We start from the raw sequence: 22,716 nt of genomic DNA on the forward strand, positions 1-22,716 counted from the left end.
AAAGATAAACTAATCTGTTTGGAATTTATTATTAATTATTTCTCTATGAAATTTGTTTCTATTCTGTTTTTATTGTGAATCACTTGAGTATTAGCGTCTTGTTCACAAGAAGTTACTCCCACTCCAGATATTTCTGTCGCTCCAGATACAAATACTTGAGAAATAGTTGAGACTGAAAGCTTAGATTCTAATACTGATAATATGTCTTCAAATTATACTGAGTCTAACAATGTCTATACATTTACAACTGAAAATGGAGAAAGTGTGGAAGTGAATCCAATTAGTCATGCAACGATGATCTTAAACTGGTCTGATACTACTATGTATATTGATCCAGCTGAAGCAATAGAATCCTATGCAGGATATAATTCTCCTGATATAGTTCTTGTGACTCATGAGCATGGAGATCACTTTAATCTTGAGGTATTAGAACAAATTGTATGAGAAGATACAGAGTTATATGTAAACGACGCAGTTTTTCAAAAACTCTCTGAAGATTTACAAGCTAAAGCAATCGTAATGGCAAATGGTGACTTAGAAAATATTGCTTGATTTGAAATTATGGCTGTTCCAGCATATAATATTCGAGAAGAAGCACTCAATTATCATCCTCAATGAAGAGATAATGGCTATGTAATAGATTCAGACGGATTTAGAGTGTATATTTCTGGTGATACTGAAGATACACCAGAAATGAGAGCATTAACAGATATTGATGTGGCATTTGTATCAATGAATCTTCCTTATACTATGCCTATTGATAGTGCAATTTCTTGAGTTATTGCATTTGCTCCTAAAACGATTTTTCCATATCATTTCCGTGGTGAAGAGTGAATGAGTGATGTAGAAAAATTTAAAACAGAAGTTACATCTTCATCCAAAGTTATAGATGTTGTACTGGCTAGATGGTATTAATAAAAAAATCTAGTTATAAAAAGTCCAAAATAATTGGACTTTTTAAGTTCTAAAGAGTATAACTGGTGCAGAAAATATTACATAATGATGATTAAATTGGAAAACGTACTAGAAATTAAAAACCTCAAAAAATCATACTGAAATCTTGAGGTATTAAAATGAGTAGATCTAGAAGTGAAGCAAGGTGATTTTTTTGCCCTCCTTGGTCATAATGGAGCTGGGAAATCTACTACTATTGGAATCATGACAAGTCTTGTAAACAAAGACAGTGGAATGGTGAAAATTGCTGGGATAGATATTGATAAAGACTTTCCAGAGGCAAGAAAACAAATAGGGGTTGTCCCTCAAGAGTTTAACTTTGATGTCTTTGCAAAAGTATATGATATATGTATGTTTCAGGCTTGATATTATGGAATTGAACCTAAACTTGCAGCACAGCGAGTCGAATACTACCTTAAAAAATTAGAGCTTTGGGATAAAAAGGATTCAAAAGCAAAAGAACTCTCAGGAGGAATGAAACGAAGACTTATGATAGCAAGAGCACTCGTTCATAATCCAAAAATATTAGTGCTCGATGAGCCAACTGCAGGAGTTGATGTTGAGCTTCGAAAAACAATGTGGGATTTTATAGGTGAGCTCAATGATGCTGGAACTACTATTATTTTAACGACTCATTATCTAGAAGAGGTAGAACAACTGTGTAATAATGTGGCTATATTATCAGGAGGTCTTATAGTAAAAAACTCTTCAGTGAAAGCACTGCTTAAAACACTGAATCAAGAAATATTTGTTTTAGATCTCAAAGATTCACTCAAAGAAATTCCTCAAAGATTTGAACAATACAGTCCAAAACTTGTAGATGACCATACACTTGAAGTAACTGTTCTTGCAGACGAGAGTCTCAATCATATATTTGCAGTGTTAACTGAAAAAAATGTTGAAGTCCTCTCTATGAGAAATAAATCAAACAGAATGGAGCAACTATTTCTAAGCCTTGCACCGAAAACATAATATTAATTTAAACTACCATCATGACAGATCTTATTACTCTTACAAAAAAAGAGGTAGCCCGTTTCCTTCGAGTTTGGAAACAAACTCTGGTTCCACCAGTTATCACAATAGTTTTATACCTCTGAATATTTTGAAAATTTATTGGAGATAGAATTTCAGTAGTAGAAGGAGTTAGTTATATAGATTTTATATTTCCAGGGCTTCTCATGATGTCAGTCATTATGGCTGCCTATCAAAATACCTCAAGTAGTTTTTTTGGAGCCAAGTTTCAAAAATCTATAGAAGAATTATTTGTTTCTCCAATGGCCTATTGGAAAATACTACTTTGATTCTGTGCTTGAGCAATGCTTCGAGCCGTTATGGTTGCAGGACTTGTTTTTATTGCTGCAGCATTCATGACAGATATTTCAATTGCTCATATATGACTCGCAATTGTATTTATTTTACTCTCTGCTCTTTTATTTGCTCTGCTTGGACTCTTTAATGGACTGTACGCTAAGAGTTTTGACGATATAGCGCTTATTCCTACATTTCTTATTACTCCACTTATTTATCTTTGAGGTGTGTTCTATCCAATCTCAATACTCCCACCATTTTGGCAGTTTGTGAGTCAATTTAATCCTATTCTCTATATGATTTGAGGACTCAGATACGCTTTTATTGGAGAATCTGAGATAAATATATTTCTCTCATTTGGAATCCTCTTTTCTCTTATAACTGTACTCATTATAATTATTCTCTATCTCCTTAAAAGAGGGTATGGAATAAGAACTTAAAATTTCTCGAAAAATTATAAAAAATGCATACACTTAAGGTATGTATTTTTTTATGTAAAATAATGAAACAACAATTTATTTTCATCAATGGATGAGAGCCGAAAGAGAATTTTGAAAACTATACAGATATGCTGCGCAAACTTGAGTATAACCCGTATGAAGAAAAATTTTTGAGTTGGAATAAGACTCTGTGAAAAAAACTTTGAGAAGACTGGGAATATTTTAGAGCTCCACTGCATGATAGAGATTTCGCTGATTATGAGTCTTGGAAAATAATGTTTGAAAAGATGATTCCATTTTTAAATCCTGAGATTTATCTTTGAGCGAGTTCTTTGGGGTGAACATTTATCTTGAAATATATCTGAGAAAATGACGGGATATTTGATCCTAAAAGTGGAAAAAAAATCATCATAAAAAAAATATTTTTTATTGCAGCTGCTATTGAAGACTCAAAAAACGAAGTATTATGAAGTTTTGAAATAGATTTGGAAAAAATATATAACAAAATCTCAAGATGGTGCCAGCAAATATATATCTACCATAGTCATGACGATACAGTTGTCCCTTTTGAACAATCCCTTAAACTCAATTCTTATTTTCCTGAGGCTATTTTTCGAGAGTTTTATGATAAATGACATTTTTATAAAGAAACAGAACTGCAAGAAATTATTGATGATATCAAATCATAATTTTGATTATTAATAAAATACATTTATAATATTTTATATTTATTAATAAATGTTTATGTGAGAATCAATGAAACAAAAATGAATTGATAGAAGAACTGTATTAGCTTCTTGAATTGCAACGGCTCTTGTGACATCATGAACTACAGGAGCTGCAAGTGATATTTTGTCTCATAGTGATTTAAATCGTCGAATCATAGCTCTCAGTCAATGTACTTGGCAAGGTTTTCAAAACGATATGATTCATATAAATGCATCTCACATAAAGATTGGAAGTGTTGTTTTAGAGTTTTATGATACTAAGTCGTTAGTTACTTGAAAGGATTATGTTTGAAAGCTAACTCAAGTTGATGTTCAAGAAATATTAGAATTAATTGCATGAAATAGTGCTCAACAAGTATTTTTCTTGAGAGAAATAGTATGAATGAATTGAGATGAATATTGGTTATCAGATTCGAGTTCAAGTTTTGATTATGATGATCAAGCAGGTATGAGTGATAAGCAATCTTGTTTGAAAATAACTGATGCATGAATTATATTATGAAAAATGGGAGATGGATATTGAGATCCTAATACTACAGAATTAAGTGCTAGAAATAAAGTTTAAGAATATATTTATCATTTTTCTATATATAAAAAGAGCTTGAACAAAGCTCTTTTTTCTGTATGATTTTATTATAGTTTACTTGAATCTAAAATATTTTAGAAAAATGAAAAAAATAACAAAGTGTGTCATACCAGCTGCGGGAATGGGAACAAGATTTCTTCCTGCTACAAAAGCTCTTCCAAAGGAAATGTTTCCGATTGTTGATAAACCTGTAATGCAATATCTTGTAGAAGAAGCTATAGCTGCGGGATGTGAGGATATTATTATTATTACAGGACGAAGCAAGCGAGCTATTGAGGATCATTTTGATTCAAACCCAGAACTTGAGCAACGACTCGATAAATCTGGAAAGTTTGAATATTTAAAAAAAGTAAAATCAGTTTCTGGTGAAGCTAATATTATTTATATCAGACAACCATACCCTAGAGGAGATGGTGACGCGATACTTCGAGCAAAGAGTATTATTTGAGATGAACCTTTTTTAGTATTATTTGGTGATGATATTATAGATAATCCTATTACTGCAGCGCAGCAACTCGTTTCCAGGTTTCAGGAAGTTGGGAAATCAGTGATTGCGAGCATAGAAGTAACTGAAAAAGAAGTTTCAAGTTATGGAATTATGGAAACAACAGATTCTAAAATAACAAAATTTATAGAAAAACCAAATGCCTCAGAAACACAGTCTCGTCACGCAGCGATTGGAAAATATATTCTGACTCCAGATATTTTTGAATACCTGGAAAATGCAGAGTCGAGTGTGTGAGATGGAGAGATTCGTCTCGCAGACGCGTTTATAGATATGAATAAAAAGACTGATATATATTCACTTACGATTGAGTGAACACGTTATGATACATGAAATACTGTTTGATACCTCAAGGCTTGTGTCGCCTACGCAATGAAAAATCCTGAGATTGCCAGCGAGATGAAAGATTTCTTAAAATCATTCTAAATATAAAGATTCTCGCATTTCACTGAAAAATACATACAATTTTTGTATGTATTTTTTAATGCTCAGATTATGATACAAATCGTTACTGCTCCAGTTTTGACTCATGATACATCTCCAGAAGATATAGTTTGAAATATTTTAAACAAGAGAGAAGATTTATGATTTATTGATGTAGATTCTACAGTGAACACGCAAGAAATACTAAAATATATTGACTCTGTCACTCTAGAGTTTGATACAATGGTTGTTCTTGGTATTTGAGGTTCAGCACTTGGAACCAGAGCTATATTTGAAGCACTCAGATGAAAAAATCATAATGAAATACCTGGAGTTCAAAAACTTTATATCCTCGATACTATTGAAACAGACACAATATCTGATTTACTAGAGATACTAGATTTAAAAAAAACTATGTTTTGCGTGATTTCAAAATCATGATCAACTATAGAAACACAGTCACAGTATGTATTTTTTAGAAAACAAGTACAAAGTATACAATCAGACTGGAAGAAACATTTTTGTTTTGTAGTTGGTGAAAATTTTTTATATACATCTGAGTTAGAAAATGATTTTCAAATCTTTGAACTTGCTGATAATATTTGAGGAAGATTTTCAGTGTTTACAGCAGTTTGACTCTTGCCACTTGCATTTGTTTGAATTGATATTGATTGACTGATTTCTGGGCTCAGTGGAATAAAAACAAACTGTTTATCCAAAGATATATCTCAAAATATAGCACTACATCTCGCTATCATGCAGTACTATTATTACAAAACTGAGACAAAGAATATTTGTGTATTTTTTCCTTACTCAAGCAGATTAGGGCAAATAGGAGAGTGGTATAAACAACTTCTCGCTGAGAGTATTGGGAAAGACTGAGTTTGAGTGACTCCTTGTAGTGCAATTTGAGTAACAGATCAACACTCTCAGTTACAACTCTATCAGGATGGGCCACAAGATAAACTCTTTATAACTCTAGAAATACTAAATTCTCAAAGTGAATTATTTATTGATAAAAATAAATCACTTACTTTTGATTCACTTCTTAAAATAGAAAAATATGGAACAGAATCTTCTCTAAGAAATGAGTGAATTCCAGTTATTTCTCTTGCTATGGAAAAACTCGATGAAAGAAATATAGCTCAGCTCCTTTATATATTTGAATTTCAAATAGCCTATTTATGAGAACTATTTGATATCAATGCCTTTGATCAACCCTGAGTAGAAAAATCAAAAATTATTACAAAACAAAAGTTACTCAGTGATTTTCCAGATTTAGATTTAATGCTAGAAGCATTTAAGATTTAAAATATCGCACTTTTCTTAAAAATATATACAATATAATTATATATTTTTTATTGTATACATGAAAAAAATCGTAACCATTGGGGGATGAAATGGTCAATCTAACTTACTCGACGCTCTGTATAAGTATTTTCCGAAAGATGTAAAAATATCCTCTATTGTTTCCATGAGTGATGATGGACGAACAACTGGAGAGCTTATGCGTAAGTTCCAAGAAGAACTTGGAATGCACCTACCACCACCTGGTGATTTGAGAAGATGTCTCTTTATGATGTCTGATTCTAAAAAAAGAAATGAGTTTCAACAATATATGGAAACGGTGATTGAAAGAGATGTAAAAATCTCTGACATGACAGTGTGGGACTATTTTAAATATGTGTGAGCTGATAGTGATTTTAAAAAGCATCTCAAAAAAATAAGTGAAAACGGATCAAAAAGTGACTATGATATACTCTGATTTACTCTTCCGCTTTCAAGCTCTATTAAGTGACATAAAGTCTGAAATGTACTTATGGCAAATCTCTACTTCAATCTTAATAGAGATTATCACGCAATGCTTGAAGTAATGCATGAAATATTAGAAGTGCGAGCTGATATAATTCCTGTAACTACTTCAAGAGCGTATATACAAGCTGTGTTATGAAATGGTGAGGTTATAGAGTCACAGGATAGAATATCTAACGTTGCTGCGTATTCATCCTGAATTGCTGACCTGAAGCTTATGGAGGATTCTAAGCACGCATACCAACACAAAGATGTTTTTAAATCAATAAAAAAAGCAGATTTTATCGTGATTTCTCCCGGAGATTTATTTACTTCAATTATTTCTAATTTTGTTATCGGTGGAGTCAAAGATGTAATAGGATCATCAGAAGCAAAAATAATTTATATATGAAATACCACAAATAAATGAGGAGAAACACAGTGACTCACACATCTAGATTTTATAAATAAGATTGAGAGATTTTTGTGAAGAAAAATCGATATTTTTGTTTCAAACAATAAACATCTTGAATTATCAAAAGACGAAAGAATAATTTTTCAGGCAAATGTTTCAGTGAAATGAGGAGATTTTTTATATCTGAGTGATGGAGAGAAATCTGAACTTGAAAGAAGACATATTAAATACTTCGAAACAGATTTACTGGATAGAAAAAGTTTTTATAAACATGATAAGAAGTCACTTGCTGATATACTAGTACAACTTATAGCTTAGATTTTAGTGAGTCAGTCGTATTTTACTTTTCAAGTAAGTATTTTGTATAAATGATATGGACTCAGGATCACTCACTTTCAAACTCAATAGGTCAGTAAGATAAGTGCTTCAGAGCTATCTACCACTCCTATTGAAAGTCCAATTCATTGATCAAATAAGTTTTTTGGGTTTTGAGCTCTATTTCGCATATTGTTTCAAAATAAAAACTGACTTGTTTTATATTGGTAATTATGTGGTTTAAATTCAGTTGTTAAAAGTGTATTTTTGAGTTCTTGTCTAGATTGTATTGAAAGATTTGAAATTGATTGCTTCGCATTATTTATAGCTTCCTCTAAAGCGAAGACGTTAATATTTAAATGAGACTCTAAATTATTTTTAAATGATTCAAGACTTTTTCATGTATTTTCTAAAATGAGTTCTTGGGCCTGTAATATATCAATTCAAAAGTCTCGAGCAATCTCAGCAGTAAGTTTTTCTAACAATGCGTTACTTTCACGCATAATTCTTTTTTCAACTAAAAAATCATTATGACGTTCGGATTCTTTTTTTAGTCTCTTTTTTTCAGAGTCAGCATTTTTTTCGGATTGTTCAAAGCTCATATTATTTTTCTAAGGCTGTAAGTTCTGCTTTGGCTTGCGATGCGAAGTCACTTTTTGGAGCAATACTTATTACTTTTGCAAAATATATCTTAGCACCTGGAATATTTCAAAGTTCCTGTACCGTATAGGCTATATTTATAAAAATAAATGGATTCTTTTCATCTATGATTCCTCCTGCTTGAAGTGATGACAGGGCCTCTTTAAGTTTTCATTCTTCTCGAAGTATCCATCATTCATAAGCAAAAAAATCTCAATCTTCAGGGAATAATTCTTGTCATTTTTTACTCCATAAAAATGCTTTATCATACGATTCAAAAATAATATGATAATAAATTGCGAGAGCCAGATCTTCTTTTTGTAGATTTTTTTCTTCTTCAACCATTTTTTTAAATGCTTGTAAAAGACTTTTGTCGTTTTGTAAGAGGTAAAAGTTATGAATTATATGTCTTCTCGCATCTATACTTGGATTATATCCAAGATCGAGAGATTTTTGAAAATATATATTAGCCAAAACATAGTCTTTGAGTTTTTCATTTACGATTCATAAAATGTAGTTTATAGCTGAATCTTTTTCATCTATAGCATAATACTTTCAAAGTTCTTTTCGAGCCTGCTCATAATTTCAAAGTTCAAACTCACTCTGAGCTACGATTTTTAATATAGGTTTATAATTTATTTTTTCTAGAAGTAATTTATTTCCTAAATCAATTGCTAAGCTATATAAACCATTACTATACCATGAACTTATCATGTAGGCATCTTTGAGATATACTTCATCTACCTGAAAATTTACATAGTTTTCAAGAGATTTTTTCAAATCTATGAGTGGTTCATAGCTTATTTCTCGAGCAATTCCATTTGCATCAAGAGTATCAAAATATTCTCAAAAACCGAGTTTACACTGATGAAAATCTCAAATACATGAAAGCGACTGCGTATAATAAAAGAGCTCCTGTTCATTAAAGTTTTTAGCTTCCATGAGAGTCTTAAATTCATTTTGAATAGTACTCTGAGTTATATCATTACTTGCAATATAACTCAGTGCTAGTTTCTTTTTAGTGTCAGTATTTAATTGACCAAGTAATTTATAGTAATTGAGAGCACTTCCATATTTTTTTAGTTCAAAATATGTATCTCAGAGTTTTTGTATCACGAGATCATCGTTTGAATTTTGTTTATAAAATTCTAAATATTTTTTGAGTGCGAGTGGAAGTTGTTGATTTCTATAGTATCCATCTCATTCTATAATGAGTCCTTTTAGAGCAAGACGTTTTTTAATACTGTTAATTTTTTGTTGAACAATAGCTTCTTTATCGATTTCATCATTATCTATTAACGCTATATCATCAGGTACTATTTCCTCTATTTTTTCAGTTGGAGTATTTATAATCAGAGGAGTATCCTGTGAATACTGATATGCGAGTACTCATCACATTCAAAGTACTCCTAAAATTCACACAATGAGGATAATTATTTTTTTCATATATTCAGTTTTTATTTTCTTTTTTTTAATCAGACTGTCAGTATAATAAAACCCACAGCCAGAATTGCAATACTATATTTCTATTAGTGACTCGACATTGTACAAAAAAATAGCATCAAATACTATAGCACAAATTATTTCAAAAGCTTTAACAGCAATAATTTCCATATTTCTCATCGGTATTTTAACAAAATATCTTCCTATAGAGCTGTATTGAAGCTATAATAAGATATATAGTTATCTTGGTATTTTCGCATTTTTAGCAGATCTTTGACTGTATACTATAACCATCCGTGAAATTTCGAGAGCTCAGACAGCTCCCGAGAAGATTATTGGAAATGTATTGTCACTTCGAACATGACTTTGAGTTATTATTATATTTATAGCTCTCGCTATTGCGTATTTTTTGCCTTGATATAATGATTTTTATACACTTCTTGCAATCGCTATCGTGTGAGTTTTTACACTTGTAAGTCTCATAAATTCGGCAATTTTGGCACTCATGCAATCTCAACTCAAGATGGAATTTTCACTTATATCCGTTGTAAGTGGGAAGCTTATAACTCTTGTTCTCATTGCATACTTCTTGATTTTTATGTTTGATGCGAGTCAAAATAATATAGCGTTTATTTCTGTTTTTATTGCAGGTTTTTTGTGAGTACTAGTCAATACATTGTTAAACTATAACTACGCAAAAAAATTTATAGATATTCGTTACAGATTTGATTTGGATTATATATCATATATATTTAAAACATCTCTCCCATACTGACTCGCTTTATTTCTGTCAGTAGTTTATTTTAAAATAGACGTCATATTATTATCACTGTTAGAATCTCCAGAACAGGCAGATATTTCAATAGCACTTTATTGACTTCCTATGAAAATAATTGAGGTACTCATGGTACTCGGGTGATTTTATTTAAATTCATTGCTTCCATCACTCACGCAAAAATATAAATCTAAAAATTATATTTCCCTTTGAAATATGCTTTGAATTTCACTGAAGATATTATTTAGTTTTGGGTTACTCATTTTTGCCCTTTGAAATCTATTTTGAACAGAAGTTATTCGTATTATTGCAACTCCAGAATATTTAGATCCTATAAGCAGTCTATATTCTTCACTCGACGCTTTTAGAATTGTTTTGGCTGTACTTATGTTTTATTTTGTCTCGCTGAGTTTTATATATATGCTCATAGCTTCTGAAAAACAGGGAATACTACTCTGGATTAATTCGTGAGTAACAGCTCTTAATATAATAGGAAATATAATTCTTATACCCTATTATTCATTTTATTGAGCCGCAATAGTTACACTTGTGAGTCAGATATTACTCACTATTTGTACTGCGATAATAGTTTTAAAAACTATTTCGTTTCCTATGAAATATGTACATAGTATGGTTTTATGAGCTGTAGGTATGCTCATAATATATATGATATTTGATACCTTAAAATGACTCACAAATTTTAATGACATCATTAATATTTGCTTCTATACACCTTTGTTTTTACTTCTATATGCTTGATGGGAATTTATATTTTCTAAAAATTTACGTACAAATATATAGTTAGTTTGATTCTATTACTCAACTAATACTTGAGACTTTAATTTGTGTTTCTCGTAGTCAACTACTCAATGTAAGTCATAAGTACTTATCTCTCTGAGGGTTACAGCTACTTGAAACAAGCTTGATGGTATTTCACACAATAATGAGAGAGGCAACATTTGATATAGTAGTTCGAGTTCAGGTTAAATCTTCACAATACAGTTCAGACATAAATATACTATTTTCACTTTTCCAACTTTCTGAGTATGCAATCCATGTTGCCTGGTTATCTAGTGTATATGAGCTCGTAATAGTTCAAGAGGCACTTTGGGATATATCTACCTTCCAAGCATCTGGAGTGATAGTTTGAGTCCCCACTCATCTTCCAATGAGGGCATTATTTTTTATTTCTTGCAGAACATTATTAATTTGTAATACCTGAATGTTGAGTCGTTCATTTTGACTAAGTCTAGAAAAATTAAACTTACTCGCAGCTACTCCAATAAATCATATTATTGCAATTACAACTAATAACTCTATAAGTGTAAAGGCTTTAGGTCTATGTATTTTCATATAAAAGAGTTGTCAAAAATACTTTTTTTTCTACTATAAGAACATACTATTATAAAATAGAGTGAATACAAGAAAATTTAATTCTTTAGCAATACCTATGAAAAAAATTTGAGTTCTATTGTTTGCGATTCTTTTAAGTTTTTTACAATGAGTTTATGCACTCGTTGCCCCATCAAGTTTAGAGGTAACACAAGTTACTGGATCAAGTGTAACACTCGATTGGGATGTTGACGCAAATGCAGAGTGATATTACGTATACTACGGTACAAAATCAGCTTCTGGGAGTACGTATGAATCTGAGTGAGTAGATCTCATTGATGGAAGTGAGACGAGTGTTGATAACTTAAAACCAGAAACAAAATATTTTTTCGCCGTTACTTCCGTAGATAGTGATGGAAATGAATCAGATTTTTCAAAAGAAGTTTCATACACAACACTCAAAACGTGAGAGAGTAAAAATGTATCAAAATTTAAAATACTTTCAGTGAGTGTTATAGATACAGAGACTTTAGAATTTCAGTTTTCTTCACAACTTGACTCGTCTGGAAGTGCTGTAAACGAGTTTGCAATACAAAATAAATCAAATTTAAAACAACTTCCTGTAGATATTAGTTCTGTAAATGAAGCTGATCCATCAAAGGTTCTTGTTGTTCTTGGTGAGAGTCTCACTCCTGAAACTTCATACAAAGTAACAGTTTTAGATATGAGAGACTCTGCATGAAACAGTATTGAAGCTGGGATTAATGCATTTATTAACTTTGAAACTCCTACTTTTAAATCAAAAGCACCTGTTAAAATTGAAAATACAGAAGTCATTGAAGAAGACAACACAGCTGTGACTCCACCGAGCCAAAATACACAAAACGAAGCTAGTTCTCCTAATGAAGAAAATACAACAGAAGTAGATTCTAATCCCTCAGCTACAATAAATAAATGAAATGCTGGTCAAACTATTTCTCAAGCTGACATTGATTCTAATACTCTCTCAACAGCTGCAGAAAGTGAAGCCCTTCCTCAGACTTGACCGGGTCAATGGATTCTCCTGATAATTGCATTTTTATTTGTTGGAGCCATCTATTTTATTAATACGAGACGTAGAAGTGTATAAATTACTCGCTATAAATAATAAAAAAACAGTTCTATAGAACTGTTTTTTTTGAATAGGGGATAATCATTCAAATAATAGAAAGATTTTTATATCTTATGAGAGAGTTGTATATCTCTATTATTTTTTTATATTTTTTAAATTCTTTTTCTATAACCGTACTTTGTTGAATAATACAATCTCTCAAATAAAGAAAATGAGTATCTCTATTTATTTTAGGATGTTTATTACATACTTGAAAAATAAAATTTATTTCATGATGAATTTTTTCCTGAAGTTGAATAAAGTTTTGTAGGTCTTGCGTTATTCCAACAAGCGCAAATTCATTTTTTCGAAGTTCTAATACTTCTGAAAATATTTCTTTATGCCGCATGATATATTTTTTTGATATTTCAGAAAGTCATGGAATCATATCAGTTCTTCTTTGGAAATGAGCTATGAGTCAATGTTCAAAGAGTTCTATTTTTTGAGATATCACATGGAGCGCAACAAAAACTCATCATATAATGAGTGTAATAAGCACGAAAATAGCAATTCAAATAAGCATAATCCAAGAGAGTGATAAGCATGTGTTTTTATTGTAACACAAAGCATCTCCAAGGTCAAAAAATCTTTGACTTATTGGAAAAACAGATATACTCATGTTGACAGGTGTTACAAGCTTATTTTGTAATACTTTTTATTTTTAAGAATTATCTTTATGATACAGTTTTTCAAAGACTCTGTTCGAGAGCTCAGACACGTTGTATGGCCAACACCAAAAGAAACTCGAGACTTCTTCTTTCTCGTGTTACTTATTTTAACACTCTTTACTATATATTTATTTATATTTAGTAATATATTCTCACAATTCATTTTGTGGCTCAATAACGTAATTTAAATTTTTATTTAACAAATACAAAAATATGGCAGAAATCAAACCAGACTGGTACGTAATACAGGTAATATCAGGAACAGAAGAAAACGTAAAACAATCACTTTTTCAAAGAAGAGAAAGTTTTTGACTCGAAGAATATATACTCGATGTATTTGTTCCAACTCATGATGTTGTTACAGTGAGAGCGGGAGGTACAAAGGTTAAAAAGAAAAAAAATATCCTTCCTTGATATATCCTCGTTCAAATGAGAGTTTCAAATGAAAGTTGGTATATCGTAAGAAATACTCCGAACGTTACTGGTTTTCTTGGAGCAGGAAATATCCCAGTTCCAGTTTCATGAGAAGAGCTTGCTCAACTAAGATGAAAAGTTGAAAATAAAGAAGATACCTACTCAACAAAATTCAAGACTTGAGATATGGCTGTAATTACAAAATGACCTTTTGAAGGGAACGAAGGACTCATTACTGAAATAAATGAAAGTAAGGGACTCGTAAAGATAAATATAAACCTTCTTGGACGAGACACTCCAATAGAGTTAGATTTTTCACAAGTTGTTGTTCGATAATCCTAAATACATGAGAAATACAATAATATTTTTAGTCTGACTCATGTTCTTGCTCTTTGTTAATATTTTTGCATATATTATCAGTGAGGACTATAGATTTTTCTTGAAAAAAATAAAATACCAAGAAGAAGTAGTCTATGATTCAGGATTAATTGTAGATGATACCAATCGTGTGAAAATAATTGATTCAAGTGCAAGTCAGGTTCTAAACAATAGTGAGATACAAAGTACTTGAACATGATTTAATTTTCTCAGTGAGCTTGCTGGTAATAATACAGTCAAAAAAGATCTCATACCACTGAGTGCTGAAGATATAAAATTTTTAGAGAGATTTAAATCATTTGATCTCATAGAGTTAACTACGAGTTCTGCCCTCTATGATATTACCACTGAGTATCCAGATCCATATTACACCTATTATTCACCGGAACTTACTGTATATATATTTCCAAGTAAAAATTATACTGAAGTTAAAAAAATACTTGATGTGCAAACTTTTGAACTTCCTTTCACTATTAATGAAACAAATAGTTTTGGAATTTCGTCATTATTTATAAATCTCAAAGATACGGTTGATGATGGTGAAGTGAGAATACTATGAGAAACACAAAGCGTAACTTTTTGATTGAAAATAAAAAAAGATAGTTATAATACACTCAAAGATATTTTTTAGAGAGCAATACTAATTTATAAATAATAAAATAATAAAAATGGCTGATTCGTTTATATATTTAACGCAGGAGGGACTTACAAAACTCCAAGAAGAATTACGATACTTAAAAGAAGATAAAAGAGTTGAAATAGCTGAGAAACTGAAAGAAGCAATTAGTTACTGAGATCTATCTGAAAACTCTGAGTATGAAGATGCTCGTAATGAGCAATCTCAGGTTGAACTTAGAATAACTGAGCTTGAGGATCAACTTAAAAATGCTAAACTCATTGAAGAAGATAAAAAATCTAAATCAGGAGAGAAAAAGGTTAATATGGGTATGACAGTTACTGTACAAGAAGCTGGAAGTAAAGAGAAAGAAACTTACAAAATAGTTGGTACAACTGAAGCCGATATTCTCGCTGAAACTCCGAGAGTTTCAAACGAATCTCAGTTTGGAAAACAACTCCTTTGAAAAAAAATAGGGGATTCAGTTTCTCTAAAAAATGGAGCTGGAGAATCAATTTCTTACAAAATTTTAGAAGTAGCATAACCTAATAATTTATCACATGCCTACAGAATACAACGTATTTTATAACACTCTCATATTGGTTCCCGCAGTAACATTTATGTTATCGGTAATTATAAAGGGGCTTGTTGTTAAGTACGCAACTGGCATATGGGATATTGAGCGAGCTGTAGGAAGTTGAGGTATGCCTTCGGTTCATTCCTCTGTTGTAGTCTCTCTCGCAACGGCATTTGCACTAAAGTATGGAATTCATTCTGATTTCTTTGCAATTGTGATGTGATTTACTGTTATAATTATTTATGATGCTATAAATGTACGATTTGAAGCTGGGCTTCATGCTAAATTCATAAACGAGAGTCTTGGAGAAAAACTTATTCCAGAAAAAAAACTCAAAGAGTCTCTTTGACATCTTCCCAGTGAAGCATTCGCAGGTTCTATGCTCTGAGTGATAGTCGCAATAATCTTGTTCTACATATAAATAAAAAACTGAGAAATTTCTCAGTTTTTTTTTATTAAAATTCTCCTAAGTCTAGCTCTATTTCTTCTTGTTCTCATGATTTTTTAAGTACGACTAAACGAAGAGTCTCTCAAGGAATAGAGTTTTGAATTATATTTTGAAGAGTATTATTGCTGTTAATTTCTTTTTCATTAATTTCTAATATTATATCTCAAGGCCTGAGTCAAGCACGTTCAGCGCTACTTCATACTACAATACTATCGACTTCATCTATAATATAGGCTCAAATATCTGTTTCGAGTCAGAGCTCACTTGCGACTCACTGTGAATTTTGTATATAATTAATTCCTATAAATGGTCTTTTTATTTTCCCACTTTCTGTAATAGATTTAAGTATATAATCTATTTTTTCTTGAGACAGTGCTATAGAAAATCAAATTCAGTTACTGTTTGAGGCGATAGCTGTGTTTATACCTATTACTCGACCAGATAAGTCAATAAGAGGTCATCCACTATTACCAGGATTAATAGCCGCGTCAGTTTGAATGAGTCCTGTGAGACTTTGTCATGAAGCTTCAATACTTCTTTCTTTTCCACTGATGATTCAAAGAGAAACTGAGTTTTGAAATTCAGCAAGTGCGTTTCAAACAGCAATTGCAAATTCTCAGATATTTATTTCTTCTGCTGATGAAATAAATGGAAGGGGATTAAAGTTGTTATTTTGAGAATTAATAATTTGAATTACCGCTAGGTCGTTTATAGGGTCAGTTGCTAATACTTCTGCGTCATATTCAATTCAATCATTCGTTATAACAGTATACGCGGCAGTGTTGTCAGCAACGACATGTTTGTTAGTAAGAATAGTACCATTTTTTGTAATAAAAAATCCACTTCCTCAGCCAACTTGCCTGCTTATAGTTCCAGCAGGTTGTTGAAAAAAGCCCCAAGGATCACTCCGGTATACAACGAGATCTTTTTTTATAACAATACTCACTACTGATGGGGAAACATCACGAGCGAGAGTTGTAATATTACTCTGTAAATCAGTTAGGTCCGTGGTAAGAGTTGTAATATTTTTATTTGATATTGTCTGAGAATCAGATAAAAACTCAAAAATATCATAGTTTTTTAAAATATAACTATATCAGGCAGCTCATATAACTCATCAAATAATTGAGAAAAATATAAGTAGGATACTCAGGAAAGAAGATTTCATATTTTTATATATTATTGAAACATTTTAGATAATTCTCAAATATTTTTTATTTGAACACACTTTATTTTTGCATTTTTTGGTAAGAGTGAACTAAGAGAGCTTGAAATCTCAGGAATATAGAGTGTTTCAAATCACATTTTTTCAGCTTCTTTTATACGTCTTTCGAGAAACATTACATTTTTAATTTTTCAAGTAAGTGATATTTCTCAAATATAGAGTGCTTTTTTAGAAAGAGCTTTCCCAGTTTTACTCGAGATGATACTTGCAGCAATAGCGAGGTCAAGGCCTGGTTCTCAGATAGAGAGTCCTCTGGATATATTACAGTACACGTCGTGACTATCTAGTTTGATTGAGCTATATTTTCCAAGAACTGCGATAATAAGATCAAGCTTTGAACCAACAATTCACCGAGCAGAGCGTTTTGGGTATCCAAACTTCGTATACATCGTGAGTGCTTCTGTTTCTATAACGAGTGGACGAGTTCATTCCATGGTCACACTGAGTGCAGAGCCAAGAGCGTCTTCAGAATCACTTATAAATTCTAAACCTGGATTTTCTATATCAATGAGTCACTTTTCCTCCATCTTGTAGAGCCCAATTTCAGAACTAGATCCGAACCTATTCTTGAGACACCTCAGGATTCTGAGGTTATCAAATTTATCTCATTCGAAATACAGTACCGTATCAACCATATGTTCAAGTGTCTTTGGTCCAGCGAGAGAACCATCTTTTGTGACATGTCCTATGATAATGAATGTAGTATTTGTCGTTTTTCCATATTCAACGACCATTTCTGTAATCGCTCTCACTTGAGAGATACTTCCTGCTGTTCCAGAGATTTCACTTGAGTACATCACTGATATAGAATCAAGGATAACCAGCTTTGTCTCATTTTTTTTGAGAGTAGAAATAACATTTTCTATATTATTTTCTGCGAGTATTTTTATATTTTTTCCTTCTATATCAAGTCTTTCTGCTCGACTTGAGATTTGACCTTGTGTTTCTTCTCCTGAAATATAGATTATATCTTCATGTATCCAGTTTCCAAGTTGAAGTGAGAGTGTAGATTTCCCAATTCCTGGCTCTCCAGACAAGAGGATAATACTTCATTGTACTATTCATCCTCCAAGCACAGCATTGAGCTCACTAGAGCTGGTAACGATTCTTTCTTCAGTATTTTCTCACTTACTTTTTATATTCTGTAGTTCTCAGACTTCTCAATCCTTTTTTAATTTGCTACTCACTTTAGATTCTTTGAGTGTATTCCACTCTTTACAAAACTCACATTGCCCCTTCCACTTGAGGGATTCATTCCCACAATCTGTACAGATATACATACTTATTTTATTTGGATATACTTTGTATGTATTTTAAGAATTAAATTTGGTTTGTAAAAAATTTATTCTTCATTATAGTGGTTTGACGAAATTAAATATATAAGTATAGAATATAAAAAATATGGAAAAATATGTATCTGCAGAAAGTGGTTCAATCTTTCGGGATGAAATACTCCAAGACACAAGCTCTCAGAATCACAATCATAAACCTTTGGATGAAAATACTGATCCATTTTTTGAAGACACGAGAAAGTTATCTATTCAACAACTTCATCAACAACGTAAAATTGCTATAATATCATGACAATGACCATCTCGTACACGTCATCAACTTCCTGACTCACTTTCTCCAGTAGTGCAGAATGCTATTTCTGATTCAAAAGATGTCTCTTTAGAAAGGGAGCGAGTAGCAGCATCAATAGCTTCTCAATTGCAACTTTCAAAAAATTCCACATTTGAACATAAGGCAAGAGAATCACTTATACAAGAAAGTGGAATTAAAATTTTGCGTAGATGAAACAACTGAGAAATAGAGTGAATCCTCCCAAAAGAAATTTCTATGTTTCTCGTTCATGGATATACAGATTGTTATATTAGATTGAGAGGAAACGAAGCTGAAATTATATCTTTACAGCATCTTAATGGATATGTCCCTGGAGAAAAAATCCTTGATACATCAATTCCTGTCTTAGCTCAATTGATGACATGAGTTACCAATCACAAGAAAATAGTGAATGAATTAAAAATCCCACTTCCAGATATTTATGCAAATTTATGGATATATTGTAAAAATAGAGAAAAAATAAAAAACTGACGAAAATAAAGACTCATCTTGAAATAAATAGTTTTTCAATATAATACCTGAGCGTATAAGCCTGGGTGGTGGAATGGTAGACACGAGGGATTCAAAATCCCTTATCTTCGGGTGTGAGGGTTCGAGTCCCTTCCTAGGTACCAAAATAATTTTAAAAACTCATATTCTTTATCTGTAGCTTCTTTCCTTTTTTATAAAAGGAGAGAATTCAAGAGAGGAATATGAGTTTTTTATACAATAAAACTATGAAAATACATCCAATTATTACACATAACTCACTCCAAAATATTTTTTATATTTTAGAGTTTTGAAATAAACAAGCTCTCGTAATAGATCCTTGTGATGCTGAACTTTGTAATAATTTTCTTGATGAAAATAATCTGACTTTAGAGAAGATTCTTATCACTCATGAACATGCTGATCATTATAGTGCTGTTTCTGAGCTTGATTGTCATGAGATATATGCAAGTAGCATAGCATCAGCATCTCTACCATTTCACGTGAGTTATGAATTTAAAGATGATGAAGAAATATTTTTTGAAGCATGAGACGTGAGTCTGCGAGTAGTAGATGTACCAGGTCATACACCCTGACATGTTATGTTTGAGTATATCGTACACGAGAGAGTGGAAGCACTCTTTGTAGGAGATACTCTTTTTGCTGCGTGAGTAGGAAATGTCTATTCTTGAAATGTGAATGATTTATTTGAAAGTATTCAAAAATTTAAAAAATATAGAGATCAGGTCGTGATATATCCTGGACATGATTATCTCGAAAATAATATACAGTTTACTTTAAAATATTTTCCAGAACTTAAACTCAAGGCTCAAGAGATACTACAGCAAAAAGGAGATAGTGTATATTTTACAAATCTCTTACAAGAACGCAGTATAAATGTATTTATACATGCAAGTGAAGAAGAATTCATAGAATGGAGAAGATTGAGAAATACTTGGTAGTAATAAAAAAATAATGAAATTTTTACACACAATGGTCAGAGTGCATGATTTAGAAGAATCACTCAATTTTTACTGTGATATACTTGGACTGAAAGAAATACGAAGAAAAGAAAATGAAGCAGGTAAATTTACCCTTGTATTTTTAGCGACTCACGATGGAGCTCCAGAAGTAGAACTGACCTATAATTGGGGAAGCGAGGAAAACTATAAAACTGGTCGTAGTTGGGGACACCTTGCTTACGAAGTTGAAAACATATATGAATATTGTGAAATGCTTCAAAATAAGTGAGTCACCATTCTTAGACCACCACGAGATGGATTTATGGCATTTATCAAATCTCCAGATGACGTATCTATTGAAATACTTCAAAAAGGCAATGCTCTCGAACCACAATCTCCATGGAATGAGATGGAAAATGTTTGAAGCTGGTAAAATAATCAATATAATAACTCTATGATAGAATCACTTATACATTCTCTGATTGGACAATCTAATAGGTTTTCAGTTATTAAAAAAGTAGTATCTAAGCATCCTACTATAAAATATGCTTATAAATGAGTAGAGTTATATTTAGCTTTTAAAACTACACAAGTTATGTTCCAAACTGTAAAAGAAAAAATTAGGCTCGCGAAAATATATGCAGCTATTGCTGGTATCATTATAGCACTTCTCATTGTAAATGCTGTTATCCAAACAGTAAAAATTTATCAACTTGAAAATCTGATAGAACAAATGCAACAGGTATAATTCTATTACTTCAAATAAGGATTTTTCTTGATGAAAGGGTCTTTAATTTATATGGCTTGAATGAAAATGAAAAAGAAATAGTAAGAAATAATTAATCACCCATGAACTACCAAATTCCAAAACCAATACCTATCTCAACATTTGATATTAATGATGAGAACTTAGAAGATATTATTCGTCATAAACTTGATTGATACGACACTTTGATCGTTGAAAAAATAGTTGAAGCAGTGAGTAGGAACACTATAGCCCTGTTACCTGAGTGATTTTACGGAGCAAGAGAAATATGAAACAACGATGCATTTGTACTCTATTCTGCAAAATAATAAAAAAACCCCTTCTAGGAGTTTTTTTTAATGAATTCTTGGAATTATATTTTTCATAGTTTCATATTCTATCATATCTCAAATTCTATCATTAAATATTCAAAGAGCTTTCTCTAATTCGTTATCAGAGAGGAGAACTCATATATGCATGCCTACTCAAACTTTATTGTGATTAATTTTTACCCAATCACTAAACATTTTTGGAACGGAATTTTCTTTGTATGAAATATCTAGATGTGATTTCATTATTTATTTTTTAAGAATCTTTTTTTACTGCATTTTTTCTTTTCAGCATCTCATCATACGTGTCAATCAGTATTTGGATATCAGTGTGCTTCCCTCAAAGGAGTAATTCTCGTAAAGGTCTATCAATGAGTGAAACAACAGTTTTTCGTTGACTATCCCAGTAACTAGTACTGTTAAGAAAATGATTTTTTTCAGATTCAGTGAGTGTAGAGAGTTTCATAATAAGTGTTCACAAAATAGTTATGTACTTATTTTTATCTATTTCACTTTTTCATGAATGACTCAGTATACTGAGCGCTTGATTATTACTCAAGTTCAACTCTTGCTGCAGAGAATCTGTGAGCATATCAATTCGTCAGTCTGCTGTATTAGGAAAATCATTTGGTCCTAAATTTGTTTGCATTGTTATATTTATAACATATAAATTAAAAGTATAATTTTAACTATATTTAATTATTGTCAATTATCATTTATTTTTGTCTGTATTTTTTTATTACAACATATCTATTACTTTTATTCTTTTGTTTTCAAATTGATACAGCTTTGCTGGTCTATTGGTACTTGTGTCTTTTTTTCAAGTTTCACAAATAATCTTTAGTGAAAATATCTTTTTTTGGAAGTTACGTTTATCAAGTTTTCTGCCAAGTATTATTTCATACATTTCTTGCATTTGTGATATACGAAATTGTTCTGCTAGGAGTACTTTGACTATATCTGTATATCCAAGTTTTCCTTTTAGTCTTTCTAGAGCATAGATTAAAATTTTATCATGTTCGTAGAAAAGTCTGAGTTTCAAAGCGTCTACTATTGGTACAATATCCACCTGAGTATAATCTACCTGATTTAAAAAATCCTCAGATTTTACGAGAGCATAATAGGCAAGTGATATAACATGACCTCGAGGATCTCGAGCTACATTATCTCCAAAAGTGCAAAGTTGCTCTTTATATACTCCAGTAATTCCAGTTTTTCGTTTCAGTGTTTCATCAAAAACCTCATTAAGTGTGTATCATTTTGAAACGATGCTTCCTGGAAGTGAGAATCAATTTGTGCAATTATTCTGACTTTTAGTTAGTAAGACACACAATTGATCTTTATAAATTGTAAAAATTACTACATCGAGAGCTAGCACTGGAATAGAGAGTTCATGAGACCAAATATCGCTTTGTTTTGCGTGATGAATTAACATAGGAAATATTATATTTTAATAAAA

General features: G+C 31.4%; 29 protein-coding genes and 1 tRNA gene. 21 read left to right on the forward strand and 9 right to left on the reverse strand.

The window, feature by feature from the left end; genetic code table 25:
- Positions 1 to 45: 45 nt before the first annotated feature.
- The 8 genes from GW846_01165 to GW846_01200 all read left to right on the forward strand — a co-directional run bounded on the left by GW846_01165 (position 46) and on the right by GW846_01200 (position 7,468).
- Entirely contained in the window at positions 46 to 915 is an 870-nt protein-coding gene (locus GW846_01165; GenBank protein NDK09368.1) for an MBL fold metallo-hydrolase, read from the forward strand.
- A gap of 87 nt (positions 916 to 1,002) precedes the next feature.
- A complete protein-coding gene (locus tag GW846_01170) occupies positions 1,003 to 1,926 on the forward strand; it encodes an ABC transporter ATP-binding protein (GenBank protein NDK09369.1) in 924 nt (307 codons plus the stop codon).
- Between the two features lie 20 nt (positions 1,927 to 1,946).
- Entirely contained in the window at positions 1,947 to 2,702 is a 756-nt protein-coding gene (locus tag GW846_01175) for an ABC transporter permease (GenBank protein NDK09370.1), read from the forward strand.
- 62 nt (positions 2,703 to 2,764) lie between these two features.
- On the forward strand, positions 2,765 to 3,391 hold the full coding sequence (locus GW846_01180; protein ID NDK09371.1) for a hypothetical protein: 627 nt from the start codon (positions 2,765 to 2,767) through the stop codon (positions 3,389 to 3,391).
- A 55-nt stretch (positions 3,392 to 3,446) separates the two neighbouring features.
- Positions 3,447 to 3,995: a hypothetical protein gene (locus GW846_01185; GenBank protein NDK09372.1), complete on the forward strand. Its 549-nt coding sequence runs from the start codon at positions 3,447 to 3,449 to the stop codon at positions 3,993 to 3,995.
- 103 nt (positions 3,996 to 4,098) lie between these two features.
- Positions 4,099 to 4,947, forward strand: a complete 849-nt coding sequence (locus tag GW846_01190) for a UTP--glucose-1-phosphate uridylyltransferase (protein NDK09373.1) — start codon at positions 4,099 to 4,101, stop codon at positions 4,945 to 4,947.
- Positions 4,948 to 5,016: 69 nt separating this feature from the next.
- Positions 5,017 to 6,255, forward strand: a complete 1,239-nt coding sequence (locus tag GW846_01195) for a glucose-6-phosphate isomerase (GenBank protein ID NDK09374.1) — start codon at positions 5,017 to 5,019, stop codon at positions 6,253 to 6,255.
- 58 nt (positions 6,256 to 6,313) lie between these two features.
- Positions 6,314 to 7,468 (forward strand): hypothetical protein, encoded by a 1,155-nt coding sequence (locus tag GW846_01200; GenBank protein ID NDK09375.1) that lies wholly within the window; start codon positions 6,314 to 6,316, stop codon positions 7,466 to 7,468.
- Here the strand turns inward: GW846_01200 and GW846_01205 are convergent.
- Together GW846_01205 and GW846_01210 are read right to left on the reverse strand one after the other, a co-directional pair.
- Positions 7,465 to 8,067, reverse strand: a complete 603-nt coding sequence (locus tag GW846_01205; protein ID NDK09376.1) for a hypothetical protein — start codon at positions 8,065 to 8,067, stop codon at positions 7,465 to 7,467. The two genes, GW846_01200 and GW846_01205, sit on opposite strands and share 4 nt — an antisense overlap.
- 1 nt (position 8,068) lies before the next feature.
- Positions 8,069 to 9,550: a hypothetical protein gene (locus GW846_01210; protein ID NDK09377.1), complete on the reverse strand. Its 1,482-nt coding sequence runs from the start codon at positions 9,548 to 9,550 to the stop codon at positions 8,069 to 8,071.
- A gap of 97 nt (positions 9,551 to 9,647) precedes the next feature.
- Here GW846_01210 and GW846_01215 point away from each other — a divergent pair, with 97 nt between their 5' ends.
- A complete protein-coding gene (locus GW846_01215; GenBank protein ID NDK09378.1) occupies positions 9,648 to 11,123 on the forward strand; it encodes an oligosaccharide flippase family protein in 1,476 nt (491 codons plus the stop codon).
- Here the strand turns inward: GW846_01215 and GW846_01220 are convergent, their stop codons facing one another.
- Positions 11,124 to 11,675 (reverse strand): type II secretion system protein, encoded by a 552-nt coding sequence (locus GW846_01220; GenBank protein NDK09379.1) that lies wholly within the window; start codon positions 11,673 to 11,675, stop codon positions 11,124 to 11,126.
- A gap of 97 nt (positions 11,676 to 11,772) precedes the next feature.
- Between GW846_01220 and GW846_01225 the strand changes: the two genes are divergently transcribed.
- A complete protein-coding gene (locus tag GW846_01225) occupies positions 11,773 to 12,783 on the forward strand; it encodes a fibronectin type III domain-containing protein (GenBank protein ID NDK09380.1) in 1,011 nt (336 codons plus the stop codon).
- A gap of 31 nt (positions 12,784 to 12,814) precedes the next feature.
- On the opposite strand, the gene GW846_01230 is transcribed toward GW846_01225, so the two are convergent.
- A complete protein-coding gene (locus GW846_01230; GenBank protein NDK09381.1) occupies positions 12,815 to 13,327 on the reverse strand; it encodes a hypothetical protein in 513 nt (170 codons plus the stop codon).
- Between the two features lie 153 nt (positions 13,328 to 13,480).
- On the opposite strand from GW846_01230, the gene secE reads away from it, so the two are divergent.
- From secE to GW846_01255, 5 genes are read left to right on the forward strand one after another with little or no spacing between them, the layout of a single operon-like run.
- Complete coding sequence (gene secE, locus GW846_01235; protein NDK09382.1) at positions 13,481 to 13,660, forward strand: preprotein translocase subunit SecE; 180 nt, start codon at positions 13,481 to 13,483, stop codon at positions 13,658 to 13,660.
- A gap of 25 nt (positions 13,661 to 13,685) precedes the next feature.
- Positions 13,686 to 14,222, forward strand: a complete 537-nt coding sequence (gene nusG, locus GW846_01240) for a transcription termination/antitermination factor NusG (protein ID NDK09383.1) — start codon at positions 13,686 to 13,688, stop codon at positions 14,220 to 14,222.
- Positions 14,223 to 14,232: 10 nt separating this feature from the next.
- On the forward strand, positions 14,233 to 14,895 hold the full coding sequence (locus GW846_01245) for a hypothetical protein (protein ID NDK09384.1): 663 nt from the start codon (positions 14,233 to 14,235) through the stop codon (positions 14,893 to 14,895).
- A gap of 37 nt (positions 14,896 to 14,932) precedes the next feature.
- A complete protein-coding gene (gene greA, locus GW846_01250) occupies positions 14,933 to 15,424 on the forward strand; it encodes a transcription elongation factor GreA (GenBank protein NDK09385.1) in 492 nt (163 codons plus the stop codon).
- A 16-nt stretch (positions 15,425 to 15,440) separates the two neighbouring features.
- Positions 15,441 to 15,878 carry a divergent PAP2 family protein gene (locus GW846_01255; GenBank protein NDK09386.1) on the forward strand — a complete coding sequence of 146 codons (438 nt, stop codon included), beginning with the start codon at positions 15,441 to 15,443 and terminating at the stop codon, positions 15,876 to 15,878.
- A gap of 34 nt (positions 15,879 to 15,912) precedes the next feature.
- On the opposite strand, the gene GW846_01260 is transcribed toward GW846_01255, so the two are convergent.
- Together GW846_01260 and radA are read right to left on the reverse strand one after the other, a co-directional pair.
- On the reverse strand, positions 15,913 to 17,073 hold the full coding sequence (locus tag GW846_01260) for a trypsin-like serine protease (protein ID NDK09387.1): 1,161 nt from the start codon (positions 17,071 to 17,073) through the stop codon (positions 15,913 to 15,915).
- Between the two features lie 11 nt (positions 17,074 to 17,084).
- On the reverse strand, positions 17,085 to 18,410 hold the full coding sequence (radA, locus tag GW846_01265) for a DNA repair protein RadA (GenBank protein NDK09388.1): 1,326 nt from the start codon (positions 18,408 to 18,410) through the stop codon (positions 17,085 to 17,087).
- Between the two features lie 121 nt (positions 18,411 to 18,531).
- On the opposite strand from radA, the gene GW846_01270 reads away from it, so the two are divergent.
- From GW846_01270 to GW846_01295, 6 genes are all read left to right on the forward strand, one after another.
- Positions 18,532 to 19,233 (forward strand): hypothetical protein, encoded by a 702-nt coding sequence (locus tag GW846_01270; GenBank protein ID NDK09389.1) that lies wholly within the window; start codon positions 18,532 to 18,534, stop codon positions 19,231 to 19,233.
- A 50-nt stretch (positions 19,234 to 19,283) separates the two neighbouring features.
- Positions 19,284 to 19,367: transfer RNA gene (locus GW846_01275), tRNA-Leu, on the forward strand.
- A gap of 102 nt (positions 19,368 to 19,469) precedes the next feature.
- Complete coding sequence (locus GW846_01280) at positions 19,470 to 20,183, forward strand: MBL fold metallo-hydrolase (GenBank protein ID NDK09390.1); 714 nt, start codon at positions 19,470 to 19,472, stop codon at positions 20,181 to 20,183.
- A gap of 13 nt (positions 20,184 to 20,196) precedes the next feature.
- Positions 20,197 to 20,616, forward strand: a complete 420-nt coding sequence (locus GW846_01285; GenBank protein NDK09391.1) for a lactoylglutathione lyase — start codon at positions 20,197 to 20,199, stop codon at positions 20,614 to 20,616.
- Positions 20,617 to 20,637: 21 nt separating this feature from the next.
- Entirely contained in the window at positions 20,638 to 20,931 is a 294-nt protein-coding gene (locus tag GW846_01290) for a hypothetical protein (protein ID NDK09392.1), read from the forward strand.
- A 101-nt stretch (positions 20,932 to 21,032) separates the two neighbouring features.
- Complete coding sequence (locus GW846_01295; protein NDK09393.1) at positions 21,033 to 21,257, forward strand: hypothetical protein; 225 nt, start codon at positions 21,033 to 21,035, stop codon at positions 21,255 to 21,257.
- 27 nt (positions 21,258 to 21,284) lie between these two features.
- On the opposite strand, the gene GW846_01300 is transcribed toward GW846_01295, so the two are convergent.
- The 3 genes from GW846_01300 to GW846_01310 all read right to left on the reverse strand — a co-directional run bounded on the left by GW846_01300 (position 21,285) and on the right by GW846_01310 (position 22,692).
- Positions 21,285 to 21,503 carry a hypothetical protein gene (locus tag GW846_01300; GenBank protein ID NDK09394.1) on the reverse strand — a complete coding sequence of 73 codons (219 nt, stop codon included), beginning with the start codon at positions 21,501 to 21,503 and terminating at the stop codon, positions 21,285 to 21,287.
- 10 nt (positions 21,504 to 21,513) lie between these two features.
- Positions 21,514 to 21,906, reverse strand: coding sequence for a hypothetical protein (locus GW846_01305; protein NDK09395.1), 393 nt, complete (start codon positions 21,904 to 21,906; stop codon positions 21,514 to 21,516).
- A 90-nt stretch (positions 21,907 to 21,996) separates the two neighbouring features.
- Positions 21,997 to 22,692 carry an NUDIX hydrolase gene (locus GW846_01310; GenBank protein NDK09396.1) on the reverse strand — a complete coding sequence of 232 codons (696 nt, stop codon included), beginning with the start codon at positions 22,690 to 22,692 and terminating at the stop codon, positions 21,997 to 21,999.
- Positions 22,693 to 22,716 lie beyond the last annotated feature (24 nt).

Source organism: Candidatus Gracilibacteria bacterium (assembly GCA_010119145.1).
Classification (GTDB): Bacteria; Patescibacteriota; Gracilibacteria; order BD1-5; family UBA6164; genus JAACSU01.